Here is an 18375-nt window from a genome sequence, read left to right as displayed (position 1 = left end):
AAACGCTTGAATGAGTTTGATGAGAATTTAACAGCTTTCCGAATTTTAAAATTTGCTTGGCGACCATAGCATTGTGGACCCACCTGATTCCATGCCGAACTCAGAAGTGAAACACAATAGCGCCGATGGTAGTGTGGGGCTTCCCCATGTGAGAGTAGGACATCGCCAGGCTTTAAATTTATTTTCACTTTTTTAAAAGTGAAGACAAAAGCTCGACTTTGTCTATTTAATAGACAAGTCACCATAGAGTTCTAAGTTTTCTTAGAGTTTTATGTTGACTTTCAAAGTGGAAAGCGTATTATACGCGTCCTGCTTAAGTGCTAAGGCACTGAAAGCGTTCTCTTTTTAGAGAACACGCTCTTTAACAATTTAAACCTATCAATCTGTGTGGGCACTCGTTGATGAATATCAAAACGTTATTGGTTCTTTTTCGAAAGAGCGTAATAGCAGTTACTTCGGTAACAAACTTGATTTCAATGAACTGAGTGACCAATACGTTTAACTACTTGTAGTTATTCGGCACAGTCAATTCATTACCATTCTGTTGGAATGGTAATAGCTTTAGAATTACATGTTCATTTTCGAATGAATATTAGTTTTGAAGTCAGTATTCGTTGAGTCACAAAATCTTAAATTGAAGAGTTTGATCATGGCTCAGATTGAACGCTGGCGGCAGGCCTAACACATGCAAGTCGAGCGGAAACGACACTAACAATCCTTCGGGTGCGTTAATGGGCGTCGAGCGGCGGACGGGTGAGTAATGCCTAGGAAATTGCCTTGATGTGGGGGATAACCATTGGAAACGATGGCTAATACCGCATAATGCCTACGGGCCAAAGAGGGGGACCTTCGGGCCTCTCGCGTCAAGATATGCCTAGGTGGGATTAGCTAGTTGGTGAGGTAATGGCTCACCAAGGCGACGATCCCTAGCTGGTCTGAGAGGATGATCAGCCACACTGGAACTGAGACACGGTCCAGACTCCTACGGGAGGCAGCAGTGGGGAATATTGCACAATGGGCGAAAGCCTGATGCAGCCATGCCGCGTGTATGAAGAAGGCCTTCGGGTTGTAAAGTACTTTCAGTTGTGAGGAAGGGTGTGTAGTTAATAGCTGCACATCTTGACGTTAGCAACAGAAGAAGCACCGGCTAACTCCGTGCCAGCAGCCGCGGTAATACGGAGGGTGCGAGCGTTAATCGGAATTACTGGGCGTAAAGCGCATGCAGGTGGTTCATTAAGTCAGATGTGAAAGCCCGGGGCTCAACCTCGGAACTGCATTTGAAACTGGTGAACTAGAGTGCTGTAGAGGGGGGTAGAATTTCAGGTGTAGCGGTGAAATGCGTAGAGATCTGAAGGAATACCAGTGGCGAAGGCGGCCCCCTGGACAGACACTGACACTCAGATGCGAAAGCGTGGGGAGCAAACAGGATTAGATACCCTGGTAGTCCACGCCGTAAACGATGTCTACTTGGAGGTTGTGGCCTTGAGCCGTGGCTTTCGGAGCTAACGCGTTAAGTAGACCGCCTGGGGAGTACGGTCGCAAGATTAAAACTCAAATGAATTGACGGGGGCCCGCACAAGCGGTGGAGCATGTGGTTTAATTCGATGCAACGCGAAGAACCTTACCTACTCTTGACATCCAGAGAAGCCAGCGGAGACGCAGGTGTGCCTTCGGGAGCTCTGAGACAGGTGCTGCATGGCTGTCGTCAGCTCGTGTTGTGAAATGTTGGGTTAAGTCCCGCAACGAGCGCAACCCTTATCCTTGTTTGCCAGCGAGTAATGTCGGGAACTCCAGGGAGACTGCCGGTGATAAACCGGAGGAAGGTGGGGACGACGTCAAGTCATCATGGCCCTTACGAGTAGGGCTACACACGTGCTACAATGGCGCATACAGAGGGCAGCAAGCTAGCGATAGTGAGCGAATCCCAAAAAGTGCGTCGTAGTCCGGATTGGAGTCTGCAACTCGACTCCATGAAGTCGGAATCGCTAGTAATCGTGAATCAGAATGTCACGGTGAATACGTTCCCGGGCCTTGTACACACCGCCCGTCACACCATGGGAGTGGGCTGCAAAAGAAGTGGGTAGTTTAACCTTTCGGGGAGGACGCTCACCACTTTGTGGTTCATGACTGGGGTGAAGTCGTAACAAGGTAGCCCTAGGGGAACCTGGGGCTGGATCACCTCCTTATACGAAGATACTTACGATGAGTGTCCACACAGATTGATTAGGTTTAAAAAAGTAAAGAGACGAAGAACTCCCAAGTTCTTCAATATCCAGTGTCCCGTTCGTCTAGAGGCCTAGGACACCGCCCTTTCACGGCGGTAACAGGGGTTCGACTCCCCTACGGGATACCATCTTTAAGCATTCTTCTAAGCAAAAAGCTGATGAGAATATTTAAAAATGATTACTTCATTATGAAGTGATTTGCTCTTTAACAATTTGGAAAGCTGACTGATTGATTTACTTACGAGTAATTCAATCAAATTTAAAAGTTCTCAATGTTTATCTGCTCTTATTTAATAAGAACGGTATAAACACAACAAACACATTCAAGTGTCTTGTATTCGATTCAAATTTGTTTGAATCACAATTGAGTCCGGCAAACAGTTATCAGGAATTAACCCTTCTTGATGACAACCAAAAACCTTGGTTAGTTGCCATACGCTTATTTGTCTTCACTTTTTTAAAGTGAAAGCAAATAGAAACCCTTTCGGGTTGTATGGTTAAGTGACTAAGCGTACACGGTGGATGCCTTGGCAGTCAGAGGCGATGAAAGGCGTAATAACTTGCGATAAGCCCAGATTAGGTAGTAATAACCTTTTGAGTCTGGGATTCCTGAATGGGGAAACCCACTTGCATAAGCAAGTATCCTGTTGTGAATACATAGCAACAGGAGGCAAACCGGGGGAACTGAAACATCTAAGTACCCTGAGGAAGAGAAATCAACCGAGATTCCGAAAGTAGCGGCGAGCGAAATTGGATTAGCCCTTAAGCTTTTAATGATGCAGGTGAAGAGTCTGGAAAGTCTCGCAATAAAGGGTGATAGCCCCGTAACCGACACATCATAATCAGTGAAAACGAGTAGGGCGGGACACGTGATATCCTGTCTGAATATGGGGGGACCATCCTCCAAGGCTAAATACTACTGACTGACCGATAGTGAACCAGTACCGTGAGGGAAAGGCGAAAAGAACCCCTGTGAGGGGAGTGAAATAGAACCTGAAACCGTGTACGTACAAGCAGTAGGAGCACCTTCGTGGTGTGACTGCGTACCTTTTGTATAATGGGTCAGCGACTTAATTTTAGTAGCAAGGTTAACCGTTTAGGGGAGCCGTAGGGAAACCGAGTCTTAACTGGGCGTACAGTTGCTAGGATTAGACCCGAAACCAGGTGATCTAGCCATGGGCAGGTTGAAGGTTGAGTAACATCAACTGGAGGACCGAACCGACTAATGTTGAAAAATTAGCGGATGACTTGTGGCTAGGGGTGAAAGGCCAATCAAACCTGGAGATAGCTGGTTCTCCCCGAAAGCTATTTAGGTAGCGCCTCGGACGAATACTACTGGGGGTAGAGCACTGTTAAGGCTAGGGGGTCATCCCGACTTACCAACCCTTTGCAAACTCCGAATACCAGTAAGTACTATCCGGGAGACACACGGCGGGTGCTAACGTCCGTCGTGGAGAGGGAAACAACCCAGACCGCCAGCTAAGGTCCCAAAGTATAGCTAAGTGGGAAACGATGTGGGAAGGCTCAGACAGCCAGGATGTTGGCTTAGAAGCAGCCATCATTTAAAGAAAGCGTAATAGCTCACTGGTCGAGTCGGCCTGCGCGGAAGATGTAACGGGGCTAAGCTATACACCGAAGCTGCGGCTACGTACCTTAGGGTATGTGGGGTAGGGGAGCGTTCTGTAAGCCGTTGAAGGTGGTCTGTAAGGGCTGCTGGAGGTATCAGAAGTGCGAATGCTGACATGAGTAACGATAAAGGGAGTGAAAAACTCCCTCGCCGGAAGACCAAGGGTTCCTGTCCAACGTTAATCGGGGCAGGGTAAGTCGACTCCTAAGGCGAGGCCGAAAGGCGTAGTCGATGGGAAACGGGTTAATATTCCCGTACTTCTTACAATTGCGATGGGGGGACGGAGAAGGCTAGGTGGGCCTGGCGACGGTTGTCCAGGTTCAAGTACGTAGGCGGAAAGTTTAGGTAAATCCGGACTTTCTTAACGCTGAGATACGATGTCGAGCTACTACGGTAGTGAAGTCATTGATGCCATGCTTCCAGGAAAAGCCTCTAAGCTTCAGATTGTAAGGAATCGTACCCCAAACCGACACAGGTGGTCGGGTAGAGAATACCAAGGCGCTTGAGAGAACTCGGGTGAAGGAACTAGGCAAAATGGTACCGTAACTTCGGGAGAAGGTACGCTCTTATCAGTGAAGTCCCTTGCGGATGGAGCAGACGAGAGTCGCAGATACCAGGTGGCTGCAACTGTTTATTAAAAACACAGCACTGTGCAAAATCGTAAGATGACGTATACGGTGTGACGCCTGCCCGGTGCCGGAAGGTTAATTGATGGGGTTAGACTTCGGTCGAAGCTCTTGATCGAAGCCCCGGTAAACGGCGGCCGTAACTATAACGGTCCTAAGGTAGCGAAATTCCTTGTCGGGTAAGTTCCGACCTGCACGAATGGCGTAATGATGGCCACGCTGTCTCCACCCGAGACTCAGTGAAATTGAAATCGCTGTGAAGATGCAGTGTACCCGCGGCTAGACGGAAAGACCCCGTGAACCTTTACTACAGCTTGGCACTGAACATTGAACCTACATGTGTAGGATAGGTGGGAGACTTTGAAACCGCGTCGCTAGATGTGGTGGAGTCGTCCTTGAAATACCACCCTTGTAGTTTTGATGTTCTAACGTTGGTCCCTGAATCGGGATTACGGACAGTGCCTGGTGGGTAGTTTGACTGGGGCGGTCTCCTCCCAAAGAGTAACGGAGGAGCACGAAGGTGGGCTAAACACGGTTGGACATCGTGTGGTTAGTGCAATGGCATAAGCCCGCTTGACTGCGAGAATGACAATTCGAGCAGGTGCGAAAGCAGGTCATAGTGATCCGGTGGTTCTGAATGGAAGGGCCATCGCTCAACGGATAAAAGGTACTCCGGGGATAACAGGCTGATACCGCCCAAGAGTTCATATCGACGGCGGTGTTTGGCACCTCGATGTCGGCTCATCACATCCTGGGGCTGAAGTCGGTCCCAAGGGTATGGCTGTTCGCCATTTAAAGTGGTACGCGAGCTGGGTTTAGAACGTCGTGAGACAGTTCGGTCCCTATCTGCCGTGGGCGTTGGAAAATTGAAAGGGGCTGCTCCTAGTACGAGAGGACCGGAGTGGACGAACCTCTGGTGTTCGGGTTGTCATGCCAATGGCATTGCCCGGTAGCTAAGTTCGGAATCGATAACCGCTGAAAGCATCTAAGCGGGAAGCGAGCCTTGAGATGAGTTTTCCCTGGCACTATAAGTGTCCTAAAGGGTTGTCGTAGACTACGACGTTGATAGGCAGGGTGTGTAAGTGCTGCGAGGCATTGAGCTAACCTGTACTAATTGCCCGTGAGGCTTAACCATACAACACCCAAGGGGTTTTGTGGACTCAATAGAAAGACCAGACCTTGAATGCGTTTGAAGAGAAACTTTTAAAGCTCTATTAAATAGAGAAGCAGCTTTCCGAATTTTAAAATTTGCTTGGCGACCATAGCATTGTGGACCCACCTGATTCCATGCCGAACTCAGAAGTGAAACACAATAGCGCCGATGGTAGTGTGGGGCTTCCCCATGTGAGAGTAGGACATCGCCAGGCTCCAAATTTATTTTCACTTTTTTAAAAGTGAAGACAAAAGTTCGACTTTGTCTATTAAATAGACAAGTCACCATAGAGTTCTAAGTTTTCTTAGTATTTTATGTTGACTTTCAAAGTGGAAAGCGTATTATACGCGTCCTGCTTAAGTGCTAAGGCACTGAAAGCGTTCTCTTTTTAGAGAACAAGCTCTTTAACAATTTAAACCTATCAATCTGTGTGGGCACTCGTTGATGAATATCAAAACGTTTTATCGTTAGATAAAGCAGATTCTTCGGAATCAAACTTGATTTCAATGAACTGAGTGACCAATACGTTTAACTACTTGTAGTTATTCGGCACAGTCAATTCATTATCATTCTGTTGGAATGGTAATAGCTTTAGAATTACATGTTCATTTTCGAATGAATATTAGTTTTGAAGTCAGTATTCGTTGAGTCACAAAATCTTAAATTGAAGAGTTTGATCATGGCTCAGATTGAACGCTGGCGGCAGGCCTAACACATGCAAGTCGAGCGGAAACGACACTAACAATCCTTCGGGTGCGTTAATGGGCGTCGAGCGGCGGACGGGTGAGTAATGCCTAGGAAATTGCCTTGATGTGGGGGATAACCATTGGAAACGATGGCTAATACCGCATAATGCCTACGGGCCAAAGAGGGGGACCTTCGGGCCTCTCGCGTCAAGATATGCCTAGGTGGGATTAGCTAGTTGGTGAGGTAATGGCTCACCAAGGCGACGATCCCTAGCTGGTCTGAGAGGATGATCAGCCACACTGGAACTGAGACACGGTCCAGACTCCTACGGGAGGCAGCAGTGGGGAATATTGCACAATGGGCGAAAGCCTGATGCAGCCATGCCGCGTGTATGAAGAAGGCCTTCGGGTTGTAAAGTACTTTCAGTTGTGAGGAAGGGTGTGTAGTTAATAGCTGCACATCTTGACGTTAGCAACAGAAGAAGCACCGGCTAACTCCGTGCCAGCAGCCGCGGTAATACGGAGGGTGCGAGCGTTAATCGGAATTACTGGGCGTAAAGCGCATGCAGGTGGTTCATTAAGTCAGATGTGAAAGCCCGGGGCTCAACCTCGGAACTGCATTTGAAACTGGTGAACTAGAGTGCTGTAGAGGGGGGTAGAATTTCAGGTGTAGCGGTGAAATGCGTAGAGATCTGAAGGAATACCAGTGGCGAAGGCGGCCCCCTGGACAGACACTGACACTCAGATGCGAAAGCGTGGGGAGCAAACAGGATTAGATACCCTGGTAGTCCACGCCGTAAACGATGTCTACTTGGAGGTTGTGGCCTTGAGCCGTGGCTTTCGGAGCTAACGCGTTAAGTAGACCGCCTGGGGAGTACGGTCGCAAGATTAAAACTCAAATGAATTGACGGGGGCCCGCACAAGCGGTGGAGCATGTGGTTTAATTCGATGCAACGCGAAGAACCTTACCTACTCTTGACATCCAGAGAAGCCAGCGGAGACGCAGGTGTGCCTTCGGGAGCTCTGAGACAGGTGCTGCATGGCTGTCGTCAGCTCGTGTTGTGAAATGTTGGGTTAAGTCCCGCAACGAGCGCAACCCTTATCCTTGTTTGCCAGCGAGTAATGTCGGGAACTCCAGGGAGACTGCCGGTGATAAACCGGAGGAAGGTGGGGACGACGTCAAGTCATCATGGCCCTTACGAGTAGGGCTACACACGTGCTACAATGGCGCATACAGAGGGCAGCAAGCTAGCGATAGTGAGCGAATCCCAAAAAGTGCGTCGTAGTCCGGATTGGAGTCTGCAACTCGACTCCATGAAGTCGGAATCGCTAGTAATCGTGAATCAGAATGTCACGGTGAATACGTTCCCGGGCCTTGTACACACCGCCCGTCACACCATGGGAGTGGGCTGCAAAAGAAGTGGGTAGTTTAACCTTTCGGGGAGGACGCTCACCACTTTGTGGTTCATGACTGGGGTGAAGTCGTAACAAGGTAGCCCTAGGGGAACCTGGGGCTGGATCACCTCCTTATACGAAGATACTTACGATGAGTGTCCACACAGATTGATTAGGTTTAAAAAAGTAAAGAGACGAAGAACTCCCAAGTTCTTCAATATCCAGTGTCCCGTTCGTCTAGAGGCCTAGGACACCGCCCTTTCACGGCGGTAACAGGGGTTCGACTCCCCTACGGGATACCATTGGGTCGTTAGCTCAGTTGGTAGAGCAGTTGACTTTTAATCAATTGGTCGCAGGTTCGAATCCTGCACGACCCACCATTCTTTCTCCGCGAAGGAATTAAAACTATCGTGGGCGATTAGCTCAGTTGGGAGAGCACCTGCCTTACAAGCAGGGGGTCACTGGTTCGAGCCCGGTATCGCCCACCATTCTCTAAATATTCTTGGTTATAGTCATGTCCAAACCACTTCTTTTGTCGTTGGTTGGTGTGTTTGACCCTGAGAGTCTTTAGAAAATGTGAATTTTAGAACACTGGTTCTTAAAGTCTCATGCTCTTTAACAATTTGGAAAGCTGACTGATTGATTTACTTACGAGTAATTCAATCAAATTTAAAAGTTCTCAATGTTTATCTGCTCTTAGTTAATAAGAACGGTATAAACACAACAAACACATTCAAGTGTCTTGTATTCGAATCAATGTTTACATTGATTCACAATTGAGTCCGGCAAACAGTTATCAAGAATTAACCCTTCTTGATGACAACCAAAAACCTTGGTTAGTTGCCATACACTAAGACCCTTTCGGGTTGTATGGTTAAGTGACTAAGCGTACACGGTGGATGCCTTGGCAGTCAGAGGCGATGAAAGACGTAATAACTTGCGATAAGCCCAGATTAGGTAGTAATAACCTTTTGAGTCTGGGATTTCTGAATGGGGAAACCCACGTGCACAAGCACGTATCCTGTTGTGAATACATAGCAACAGGAGGCAAACCGGGGGAACTGAAACATCTAAGTACCCCGAGGAAGAGAAATCAACCGAGATTCCGAAAGTAGCGGCGAGCGAAATTGGATTAGCCCTTAAGCTTTTAATGAGACAGATGAAGGCTCTGGAAAGTGCCGCAATAAAGGGTGATAGCCCCGTAATCGACATCTCATAATCAGTGAAAACGAGTAGGGCGGGACACGTGATATCCTGTCTGAATATGGGGGGACCATCCTCCAAGGCTAAATACTACTGACTGACCGATAGTGAACCAGTACCGTGAGGGAAAGGCGAAAAGAACCCCTGTGAGGGGAGTGAAATAGAACCTGAAACCGTGTACGTACAAGCAGTAGGAGCACCTTCGTGGTGTGACTGCGTACCTTTTGTATAATGGGTCAGCGACTTAATTTTAGTAGCAAGGTTAACCGTTTAGGGGAGCCGTAGGGAAACCGAGTCTTAACTGGGCGTACAGTTGCTAGGATTAGACCCGAAACCAGGTGATCTAGCCATGGGCAGGTTGAAGGTTGAGTAACATCAACTGGAGGACCGAACCGACTAATGTTGAAAAATTAGCGGATGACTTGTGGCTAGGGGTGAAAGGCCAATCAAACCTGGAGATAGCTGGTTCTCCCCGAAAGCTATTTAGGTAGCGCCTCGGACGAATACTACTGGGGGTAGAGCACTGTTAAGGCTAGGGGGTCATCCCGACTTACCAACCCTTTGCAAACTCCGAATACCAGTAAGTACTATCCGGGAGACACACGGCGGGTGCTAACGTCCGTCGTGGAGAGGGAAACAACCCAGACCGCCAGCTAAGGTCCCAAAGTATAGCTAAGTGGGAAACGATGTGGGAAGGCTCAGACAGCCAGGATGTTGGCTTAGAAGCAGCCATCATTTAAAGAAAGCGTAATAGCTCACTGGTCGAGTCGGCCTGCGCGGAAGATGTAACGGGGCTAAGCTATACACCGAAGCTGCGGCTACGTACCTTAGGGTATGTGGGGTAGGGGAGCGTTCTGTAAGCCGTTGAAGGTGGTCTGTAAGGGCTGCTGGAGGTATCAGAAGTGCGAATGCTGACATGAGTAACGATAAAGGGAGTGAAAAACTCCCTCGCCGGAAGACCAAGGGTTCCTGTCCAACGTTAATCGGGGCAGGGTAAGTCGACTCCTAAGGCGAGGCCGAAAGGCGTAGTCGATGGGAAACGGGTTAATATTCCCGTACTTCTTACAATTGCGATGGGGGGACGGAGAAGGCTAGGTGGGCCTGGCGACGGTTGTCCAGGTTCAAGTACGTAGGCGGAAAGTTTAGGTAAATCCGGACTTTCTTAACGCTGAGATACGATGTCGAGCTACTACGGTAGTGAAGTCATTGATGCCATGCTTCCAGGAAAAGCCTCTAAGCTTCAGATTGTAAGGAATCGTACCCCAAACCGACACAGGTGGTCGGGTAGAGAATACCAAGGCGCTTGAGAGAACTCGGGTGAAGGAACTAGGCAAAATGGTACCGTAACTTCGGGAGAAGGTACGCTCTTATCAGTGAAGTCCCTTGCGGATGGAGCAGACGAGAGTCGCAGATACCAGGTGGCTGCAACTGTTTATTAAAAACACAGCACTGTGCAAAATCGTAAGATGACGTATACGGTGTGACGCCTGCCCGGTGCCGGAAGGTTAATTGATGGGGTTAGACTTCGGTCGAAGCTCTTGATCGAAGCCCCGGTAAACGGCGGCCGTAACTATAACGGTCCTAAGGTAGCGAAATTCCTTGTCGGGTAAGTTCCGACCTGCACGAATGGCGTAATGATGGCCACGCTGTCTCCACCCGAGACTCAGTGAAATTGAAATCGCTGTGAAGATGCAGTGTACCCGCGGCTAGACGGAAAGACCCCGTGAACCTTTACTACAGCTTGGCACTGAACATTGAACCTACATGTGTAGGATAGGTGGGAGACTTTGAAACCGCGTCGCTAGATGTGGTGGAGTCGTCCTTGAAATACCACCCTTGTAGTTTTGATGTTCTAACGTTGGTCCCTGAATCGGGATTACGGACAGTGCCTGGTGGGTAGTTTGACTGGGGCGGTCTCCTCCCAAAGAGTAACGGAGGAGCACGAAGGTGGGCTAAACACGGTTGGACATCGTGTGGTTAGTGCAATGGCATAAGCCCGCTTGACTGCGAGAATGACAATTCGAGCAGGTGCGAAAGCAGGTCATAGTGATCCGGTGGTTCTGAATGGAAGGGCCATCGCTCAACGGATAAAAGGTACTCCGGGGATAACAGGCTGATACCGCCCAAGAGTTCATATCGACGGCGGTGTTTGGCACCTCGATGTCGGCTCATCACATCCTGGGGCTGAAGTCGGTCCCAAGGGTATGGCTGTTCGCCATTTAAAGTGGTACGCGAGCTGGGTTTAGAACGTCGTGAGACAGTTCGGTCCCTATCTGCCGTGGGCGTTGGAAAATTGAAAGGGGCTGCTCCTAGTACGAGAGGACCGGAGTGGACGAACCTCTGGTGTTCGGGTTGTCATGCCAATGGCATTGCCCGGTAGCTAAGTTCGGAATCGATAACCGCTGAAAGCATCTAAGCGGGAAGCGAGCCTTGAGATGAGTTTTCCCTGGCGCTATAAGCGTCCTAAAGGGTTGTCGTAGACTACGACGTTGATAGGCAGGGTGTGTAAGTGCTGCGAGGCATTGAGCTAACCTGTACTAATTGCCCGTGAGGCTTAACCATACAACACCCAAGGGGTTTTGTGGACTCAATAGAAAGACCAAACGCTTGAATGAGTTTGAAGAGAAATACTTTTATAGCTCTATTAAATAGAGAAGCAGCTTTCCGAATTTTAAAATTTGCTTGGCGACCATAGCATTGTGGACCCACCTGATTCCATGCCGAACTCAGAAGTGAAACACAATAGCGCCGATGGTAGTGTGGGGTTTCCCCATGTGAGAGTAGGACATCGCCAGGCTTTAAATTAAATCTTTAGGTTGACCGACCTGGAGATATGGACGCTCACGTAGTGAGTTGACCACTGCGGAGTGGTAGTTCAGTTGGTTAGAATACCGGCCTGTCACGCCGGGGGTCGCGGGTTCGAGTCCCGTCCACTCCGCCATTTATTAGAGAAGCCCTGCTAGAAATAGCAGGGCTTTTTTACATTTGGAGAAAAGTGTTTTGCACTTCAGTTGAACGAATCCCACAAAGGGTTTGCTCGAAGTTCGCAATCCTGGCTCTTTCTCCATTTATCAGAAAGCCTAGTCTGACGACTAGGCTTTCGTCGTTTCTGAGATGTGAGTTTTATACCAATCCGGAAAATTAACTGATCAGGTTTATCGAATTTCTTCTGCTCATTTTTGTGACACGATCTTTTCACTCAAGAGATCCATTCCAAGTACGACAAACCTTGGAAACAATGTCGTCATAATCAGTGAAACTTTGATTCGCTAGATAATGTTGTCGCAACCAACTCCAAACTTGCTCTATAGGGTTGAGCTCTGGCGAGTAGGGAGGAAGCTTAATAGTAGTGACGTTATTAAATTCTCTCGTAATATCATCAGTATGCCAGCCTGTTCCATCCACAATAACGACTGCATAACGTCCTTTTTCTGTAGCTTTCGATATCTGCTCTAAGTAATTTTTCATTATGTCCTTGTTGACCCAAGGAACCACTATTGCTTCACCAATTCCTCTTTCAGGGCATACCGAACCAAACAAATAAGCGTATTCAAATTGCTGTTGTTTTACCACGCGAGGCCTCGTTTCACGAGTCGCCCAAAGACGTGTAGTTGTGTTCTGTTGACCAAACCTAGCTTCGTCTTGAAACCAGACATCAACATACTCTAGCCCAATATGACCAGGGATCTTAAGGACCGTTTCTATTTTGATTTTTTTAAAATCGTCTTGGATTTGCTGTGATTGTTTGGGGTGTTTGGAGCGAGAAGCTATCCAAGAAAAGCCCATGTGGTCTAGGAGATAATAGATAGAATTCGGGTGGTAGTACTTATCAATGATTTTCACGATTTAGTCATTTATATCGCAGATACAAAAACGCCTAGCGTTTGCTAGGCGTTGATAAATAGTGTTTCTAATACATCCGACTACAGTATTTGCTTAAGCACTCTATCGGCTTTCACTCGAGTGATTTTACGAATCAATTTTTGAACTTCCATCGGGTAGCTCTCTACCTTGTCCAATTGCTTATAAGTACAAATAAGTTGAGTGTGTTGAAGGATATTATCTACTTCAGCTTGGAACTTATCTGTTAGGTGATGGTAGTTGTCTTGGATAAAGATGCCGTTCTCTAGATCCAACTTCCATGCGCGAGGGTTTAGGTTATTACCTGTTAGTAGCATGTAGCGCTTATCTACCCAAATACCCTTTAGGTGGAAGCTATTAGAATCGTGTTGCCAAAGTCGAATTGATAGATTACGGCTAGCAATATGAGCCTCATTAGCTTTAGCGAAACGACGTAAGTTCAATTCGTAAAGGTATGGAAGACCACCAATCGTTTTAAACTCTTCTTCTGGCGAGATAAAGAAATCATTCGCTGTCTTATCGCCAACAACAATGCTGACCTTTACGCCACGCTTAAGCGCTTTCTTCACTTCTTTAGCTAGGCTAGGTGGGAAGTTGAAGTAAGGTGTGCAGATAAAGATTTCATCTTTAGCTTGAGCTACGAGTTGATTGATTCCTTGATTCAGACGGTTACGTCTTTTACCGATACCAACTAATGGTGTTACAGCAACTTGGTCTGCTGAAACCTCTTGGCCATCGAATTGATACTGAGACCTTGCTAATGATGCACGAAACTGACGAATCGCTGGTTTCAGTTCTTTGGTCGAAGGCTTGTTCTTATCAGCCAGGTCATAAACAGCGCTATCCGCAACCATCTGTTCGTGTACGTACGTAAACATTGAATTAGCAAGCGCTGCGTTGTTTAAAACATGGTAACGATCAAAGCGATAGCGGTCATGGTAATTCAGGTAGATATTGTTAAGGCTTGCACCGCTGTATATCACGCTGTCATCGACGATAAAGCCTTTTAAATGCAATACGCCAAAGACTTCTTTGCCGCGAACTGGAATGCCATAGACGGGTACAGAGTGCTGATATTTTTCTGCAAACTCTTTATACATTGCAGCATTACCTTCAGAAGATTCTGCGCCAATCAATCCACGCTGAGCTCGGTGCCAATCGACACAAACGCTCACGTCTAATTCTGGATTCTTTTGTTTTGCTTCATATAAGGCAGTTAGGATTTCACGGCCAGCCTCATCATCTTCAAGATACAAAGCGACTAAACTAATACGAGTCGTTGCGCGAGATATCTCATCAAGTAGACGAGTTCGAAACTCTTGCGCTGATAGTAGTACTTCAAACTTGTCAGGATTCTGCGCTATGGTTGGCAACTGTATGAATGGATTCCTACTGGCAATCATATTGACTGTTTTACCTTAAAAATATGCAAAATTGCGAACCTTTAATTTTACCAAAGGGATAGCATCAAATACTAGATAATCGAGGCATTCTCTAACAATTTTGCTGATAATGCATAGGAATGAGATCTTTTCCGCTATTCGAGTAGCGCTCGTATAAAACTCTTAAACCATTTGGCAGATCTTTAGGGTCTATTTGTATGAATAGGTGCCGCGCGTAAAAATTGGTGAGATGAGCGTACGCAAAGCAATAATCGTCTTCCGTAAGTGTATGTTGCGCACAATAGTCCATAAGTTGGGAGCCTAATTGCTTACCGCGATGTTGTTTTGATATCGCCATTCCAGTAAGTAAGCGATTATTCTCTATTGTACGAAAGCGCACGATACCGCACAGCTCGTTATCCAGTAATAACGAATAGATCAGTTCACTTTTATTCGCTTTTCCCGTTGGGTAATGTTCTTTATAGAAACGTTTAACTAGGGGAACCTTTACTGGGTCTAATTGGGTAATGATGACATTGTTCATTCAGTCACTGCGCCATTGGTTTATCTGCTGTAGAATGACTGCAGTGTAAGTTAATTGAATATCGCCATGCAATTCCATCTCAATGCTAGTTTAAAAAATGTTCATACTTTTTCCATAGATCAGACGTGTGATGCGTTGGTTGAAGTCACCACTATCGAAGAATTAATTTCCGTTTACAGAGCCCCTAAATGGTCAGATTTACCTAAGTTGATACTGGGTAAGGGCAGTAATATGCTTTTTACTGAGCACTTCGCTGGCCTAGTCATTGTGAATAAATTAACCGGGATTGAGTTGACCGAGACGGACAGTCATCACCTACTGCATGTCAGTGGGGGGGAAGATTGGCCAAACTTAGTTGAATGGAGTGTGGATAAAGGGCTTGGTGGTCTAGAAAACCTAGCAATGATACCCGGCTGTTCAGGTTCGGCTCCGATTCAAAATATTGGTGCGTATGGTGTTGAGCTACAAGACGTATGCGAGTATGTCGATATCCTGTGTCTGGATACTTATACAGTTAAGCGATTAAGCAAAGAAGAGTGTCTCTTTGGTTACCGAGATTCTGTTTTCAAGCACGCTCTCTACGATAAGGCGATTGTTGTTGCTATCGGTTTAACGTTGCCGAAGGAGTGGGAGCCATGTAATCACTATGGCCCGTTAAAAAGCCTAGCAGCCGATACGCTCTCTCCTCGTACTATATTTGATGAAGTATGCGCTATCCGTTCAAGTAAGTTGCCAGACCCTAGAGTCCAAGGCAATGCGGGCAGTTTCTTCAAAAACCCTGTGATCACCAAAGATCATTTTGATCGCTTGTTAGCTCTATATTCCAATATTGTCGGCTATGAGAGCAATGACATGATCAAAGTCGCTGCTGGCTGGCTGATTGATCAATGCCAGTTCAAAGGCGTGACAGAAGGCGGTGCGCAAGTTCACCCAAACCAAGCATTGGTTATCATCAATTATGATGAGGCTTCTGCTGTGGATATCCTTAAGCTTGCAGAGCGAGTGCGTCAGTCTGTCTTGAATAAATTCGATATTCGACTGGAACATGAAGTGCGTTTTATGGGACGAGACTGCGAGACAAACCTAGACAAGGCTCTGGAGTCATTGGCATGAGAGAACACAGTACCAAGCTTGCACTATTGAGATGTCTTGCTGACGGTGAGTTTCATTCAGGTGAAGATCTAGGTGAAATGATTGGTGTATCACGAGCGGCTATCAGTAAGCACATTAAAGGTATTCAAGGGTGGGGTTTAGATATCTACCGAGTACAAGGCAAGGGTTATAAGTTAGCTAGCCGTTTAGATATGCTCAACGAAGACAAATTGTCTGTTGTTAGTCGAGATGCTTCTCTTGAGCTGATTCCAATCATAGGTTCTACAAACCAACACCTATTAGAGCGTACTAACACCCTCGAATCGGGTTCTGTCTGTATTGCTGAATATCAAGCTGCGGGACGTGGACGTCGTGGACGAGAGTGGGTATCGCCATTCGGTGCAAACCTCTATCTTTCAATGTATTGGAGACTCGACGCAGGGATGGCTGCCGCGATGGGCTTGAGCCTTGTGGTTGGTGTAGCTGTTGTTGAAGCTTTGGAAGAGATGGGCGTAGAAGGTATAAAGCTCAAATGGCCGAACGACCTTTACCATAATGACAAGAAGCTTGCCGGTATCTTGGTAGAGCTGTCAGGGCAGTCTGGTGGCGCTGCTCATATTGTGATTGGTTTAGGGCTAAACTTATCCATGGATCCAACAACATCAGGTATTGGCCAACCGTGGACTTCTCTTAAAGAAGTGTGTGATGGGAAGGTGCCCGATCGCAATCAGTTAGCACAGGCTCTGATCAATGCCTGGGATAAGTCTCTTGTTGATTATGAGTTGAAAGGGATGTCGAATTTTGTAGAGCGTTGGAATCGCTTTGATAATTTCTTAGGTCGCAATGTTAGGTTGATCATTGGACCTAGAGAAATTGAAGGTGTTGTTCAAGGCATCGATGAACAAGGTGCTGTATTACTCAAAACTGAGAATGGTATCGAGAGCTATATCGGTGGAGAGATATCGCTAAGAAAAGGCGATTAAGGTGTTACTATTTTCTTAGTAACACTTCTTCAACCATATGATCTGCGCCTTTACGTAGAATCAAGTGAGCCCTTTCTCGTGTAGGAAGGATATTTTGTTCTAGGTTCAAGCCATTAATTGAACTCCAGATACCTTCCGCTTTATCCAGTGCCGCTTGGTTCGATAATTTTGTGTAATGACTAAAGTAAGAGCCAGGTTTGGTAAACGCGCCATCGCGGAATTTCATAAAGCGATTGACGTACCACTCTTTGATTTGTTGGCTATCAGCGTCAACATAGAGTGAGAAATCAAGGAAGTCTGAAATAAACACGCGATGTGGCTCGTGTGGATCGTTCATGCCTGTTTGTAGGACATTAAGTCCTTCAATAATAAGCACATCTGGTAGGTCGACACACTTAACGTCATCAGTAATGTTGTACGTAAGATGCGAGTACACGGGAGCCGTGACATTTCTCTTGCATGCTTTTACATCCGAAACAAAGTTCACTAAACGCTTAATATCGTAAGACTCCGGAAAACCCTTTTTACTCATCAATCCTTTTTCTTCTAACACCTCATTTGGGTATAAGAAGCCATCGGTTGTCACTAGCTCAACTTTTGGGTGGTTCTCCCAGCGAGAAAGTAGGGCTTTAAGCAGTCGTGCAGTTGTACTTTTGCCCACAGCGACACTTCCAGCAATACCGATGATAAAAGGTGGTGCTTTCTCGTTTTTATCCAGGAATTGATGGAGTACTGAGTTTCTATTCTGTCTGGCTGCCACATAGAGATTTAATAGGCGAGAGAGCGGCAGGTAGATCTCAACGGCTTCCTCCATTGTGAGCTTTTCATTGATGCCTTGAAGCTCTTTTAAGTCGCTCTCAGAAAGTGTCATCGGAACTAAATTCCTTAGCTCAGACCAACGTTCGCGGTCAAATGACATAAATGGGCTCATATAAACTCTATAGTGGATAACAAAACAAGTGCATGGAAAATACATCAAGCGATAGATAAATAAAATATCTTCCTGTACTAGATGTGGGTTAAAGGCAGAAACCTTGAGCTAAATAGCCGTATATAGGAATTTGATAGGAGAATTTTTCACTTTTTTTCAATTTACTATTGCAAGGTGGAAAATCATTCAATAAAATGCGCCCCACTTGTGCCGACTTAGCTCAGTAGGTAGAGCAACTGACTTGTAATCAGTAGGTCACCAGTTCGATTCCGGTAGTCGGCACCACTTTCTCCCTTTCTTTAAGGTAAGCGAGAGAAAGCTCAAAATTTGGAGGGGTTCCCGAGTGGCCAAAGGGAGCAGACTGTAAATCTGCCGGCACTGCCTTCGATGGTTCGAATCCGTCTCCCTCCACCATATTCTAAAGGTTAAATAGCTCAAACAGAGTTACGTGTTGCGTGCATCGTATAATGGCTATTACCTCAGCCTTCCAAGCTGATGATGCGGGTTCGATTCCCGCTGCACGCTCCAACTCATTTTGTGTGCTGATATAGCTCAGTCGGTAGAGCGCACCCTTGGTAAGGGTGAGGTCCCCAGTTCGACTCTGGGTATTAGCACCAGTCAAAAGCTTCTTCTCCTTTAATAAAGAAAACCATTTTTTTTGGTTGCG

5 protein-coding genes, 9 tRNA genes, 7 rRNA genes and 1 pseudogene are annotated in these 18375 nt (G+C 46.7%); 18 read left to right on the top strand and 4 right to left on the bottom strand.

Annotated elements, in window-relative coordinates; all coding sequences use genetic code 11:
• Positions 1 to 55: 55 nt before the first annotated feature.
• The 12 genes from rrf (OCV30_RS14780) (at position 56) to OCV30_RS14725 (ending at position 11856) form a co-directional block, all read left to right on the top strand.
• Positions 56 to 171 (top strand): 5S ribosomal RNA (rrf, locus tag OCV30_RS14780).
• Between the two features lie 460 nt (positions 172 to 631).
• A 16S ribosomal RNA gene (locus OCV30_RS14775) occupies positions 632 to 2186 on the top strand.
• 91 nt (positions 2187 to 2277) lie between these two features.
• Positions 2278 to 2353, top strand: a tRNA-Glu gene (locus OCV30_RS14770).
• A gap of 367 nt (positions 2354 to 2720) precedes the next feature.
• A 23S ribosomal RNA gene (locus OCV30_RS14765) occupies positions 2721 to 5613 on the top strand.
• Positions 5614 to 5729: 116 nt separating this feature from the next.
• A 5S ribosomal RNA gene (rrf, locus tag OCV30_RS14760) occupies positions 5730 to 5845 on the top strand.
• A 447-nt stretch (positions 5846 to 6292) separates the two neighbouring features.
• Positions 6293 to 7847, top strand: a 16S ribosomal RNA gene (locus OCV30_RS14755).
• Between the two features lie 91 nt (positions 7848 to 7938).
• Positions 7939 to 8014 (top strand) — tRNA-Glu (locus OCV30_RS14750).
• Between the two features lie 2 nt (positions 8015 to 8016).
• Positions 8017 to 8092, top strand: a tRNA-Lys gene (locus OCV30_RS14745).
• Positions 8093 to 8124: 32 nt separating this feature from the next.
• Positions 8125 to 8200 (top strand) — tRNA-Val (locus tag OCV30_RS14740).
• Positions 8201 to 8584: 384 nt separating this feature from the next.
• Positions 8585 to 11477: ribosomal RNA gene (locus OCV30_RS14735) — 23S ribosomal RNA — on the top strand.
• Between the two features lie 119 nt (positions 11478 to 11596).
• A 5S ribosomal RNA gene (rrf, locus tag OCV30_RS14730) occupies positions 11597 to 11712 on the top strand.
• Together the 16S, 23S and 5S rRNA genes with 5 tRNA genes alongside form the textbook arrangement of a ribosomal RNA operon.
• Positions 11713 to 11779: 67 nt before the next feature.
• Positions 11780 to 11856: transfer RNA gene (locus OCV30_RS14725), tRNA-Asp, on the top strand.
• 269 nt (positions 11857 to 12125) lie between these two features.
• Here OCV30_RS14725 and OCV30_RS14720 read toward each other — a convergent pair.
• The 3 genes and pseudogenes from OCV30_RS14720 to OCV30_RS14710 form a co-directional block, all read right to left on the bottom strand.
• A pseudogene (locus tag OCV30_RS14720) lies at positions 12126 to 12725 on the bottom strand (IS630 family transposase); the annotation flags it as partial.
• 113 nt (positions 12726 to 12838) lie between these two features.
• Positions 12839 to 14179 carry a CDP-diacylglycerol--serine O-phosphatidyltransferase gene (gene pssA, locus OCV30_RS14715; protein WP_065679896.1) on the bottom strand — a complete coding sequence of 447 codons (1341 nt, stop codon included), beginning with the start codon at positions 14177 to 14179 and terminating at the stop codon, positions 12839 to 12841.
• A gap of 91 nt (positions 14180 to 14270) precedes the next feature.
• Complete coding sequence (locus tag OCV30_RS14710; protein ID WP_065679895.1) at positions 14271 to 14702, bottom strand: GNAT family N-acetyltransferase; 432 nt, start codon at positions 14700 to 14702, stop codon at positions 14271 to 14273.
• Positions 14703 to 14768: 66 nt separating this feature from the next.
• On the opposite strand from OCV30_RS14710, the gene murB reads away from it, so the two are divergent.
• Positions 14769 to 15815, top strand: coding sequence for a UDP-N-acetylmuramate dehydrogenase (gene murB / locus OCV30_RS14705; RefSeq protein WP_065679894.1), 1047 nt, complete (start codon positions 14769 to 14771; stop codon positions 15813 to 15815).
• A complete protein-coding gene (gene birA / locus OCV30_RS14700; RefSeq protein WP_065679893.1) occupies positions 15812 to 16777 on the top strand; it encodes a bifunctional biotin--[acetyl-CoA-carboxylase] ligase/biotin operon repressor BirA in 966 nt (321 codons plus the stop codon). Before murB ends, birA begins: the two co-directional genes overlap by 4 nt.
• A 7-nt stretch (positions 16778 to 16784) precedes the next feature.
• On the opposite strand, the gene coaA is transcribed toward birA, so the two are convergent.
• On the bottom strand, positions 16785 to 17708 hold the full coding sequence (gene coaA / locus OCV30_RS14695) for a type I pantothenate kinase (protein WP_009844725.1): 924 nt from the start codon (positions 17706 to 17708) through the stop codon (positions 16785 to 16787).
• A gap of 209 nt (positions 17709 to 17917) precedes the next feature.
• Here coaA and OCV30_RS14690 point away from each other — a divergent pair.
• From OCV30_RS14690 to OCV30_RS14675, 4 genes are all read left to right on the top strand, one after another.
• Positions 17918 to 17993, top strand: a tRNA-Thr gene (locus OCV30_RS14690).
• Between the two features lie 44 nt (positions 17994 to 18037).
• Positions 18038 to 18122 (top strand) — tRNA-Tyr (locus OCV30_RS14685).
• Between the two features lie 39 nt (positions 18123 to 18161).
• Positions 18162 to 18236: transfer RNA gene (locus OCV30_RS14680), tRNA-Gly, on the top strand.
• Between the two features lie 13 nt (positions 18237 to 18249).
• Positions 18250 to 18325 (top strand) — tRNA-Thr (locus OCV30_RS14675).
• The last annotated feature ends 50 nt before the right edge of the window (positions 18326 to 18375 follow it).

The organism is Vibrio atlanticus, from assembly GCF_024347315.1.
GTDB classification, from domain to species: Bacteria; Pseudomonadota; Gammaproteobacteria; order Enterobacterales; family Vibrionaceae; genus Vibrio; species Vibrio atlanticus.
The sequence above is the reverse complement of the archived record's forward strand: the minus strand, read 5'-3'. Positions and strand labels throughout refer to the sequence as shown.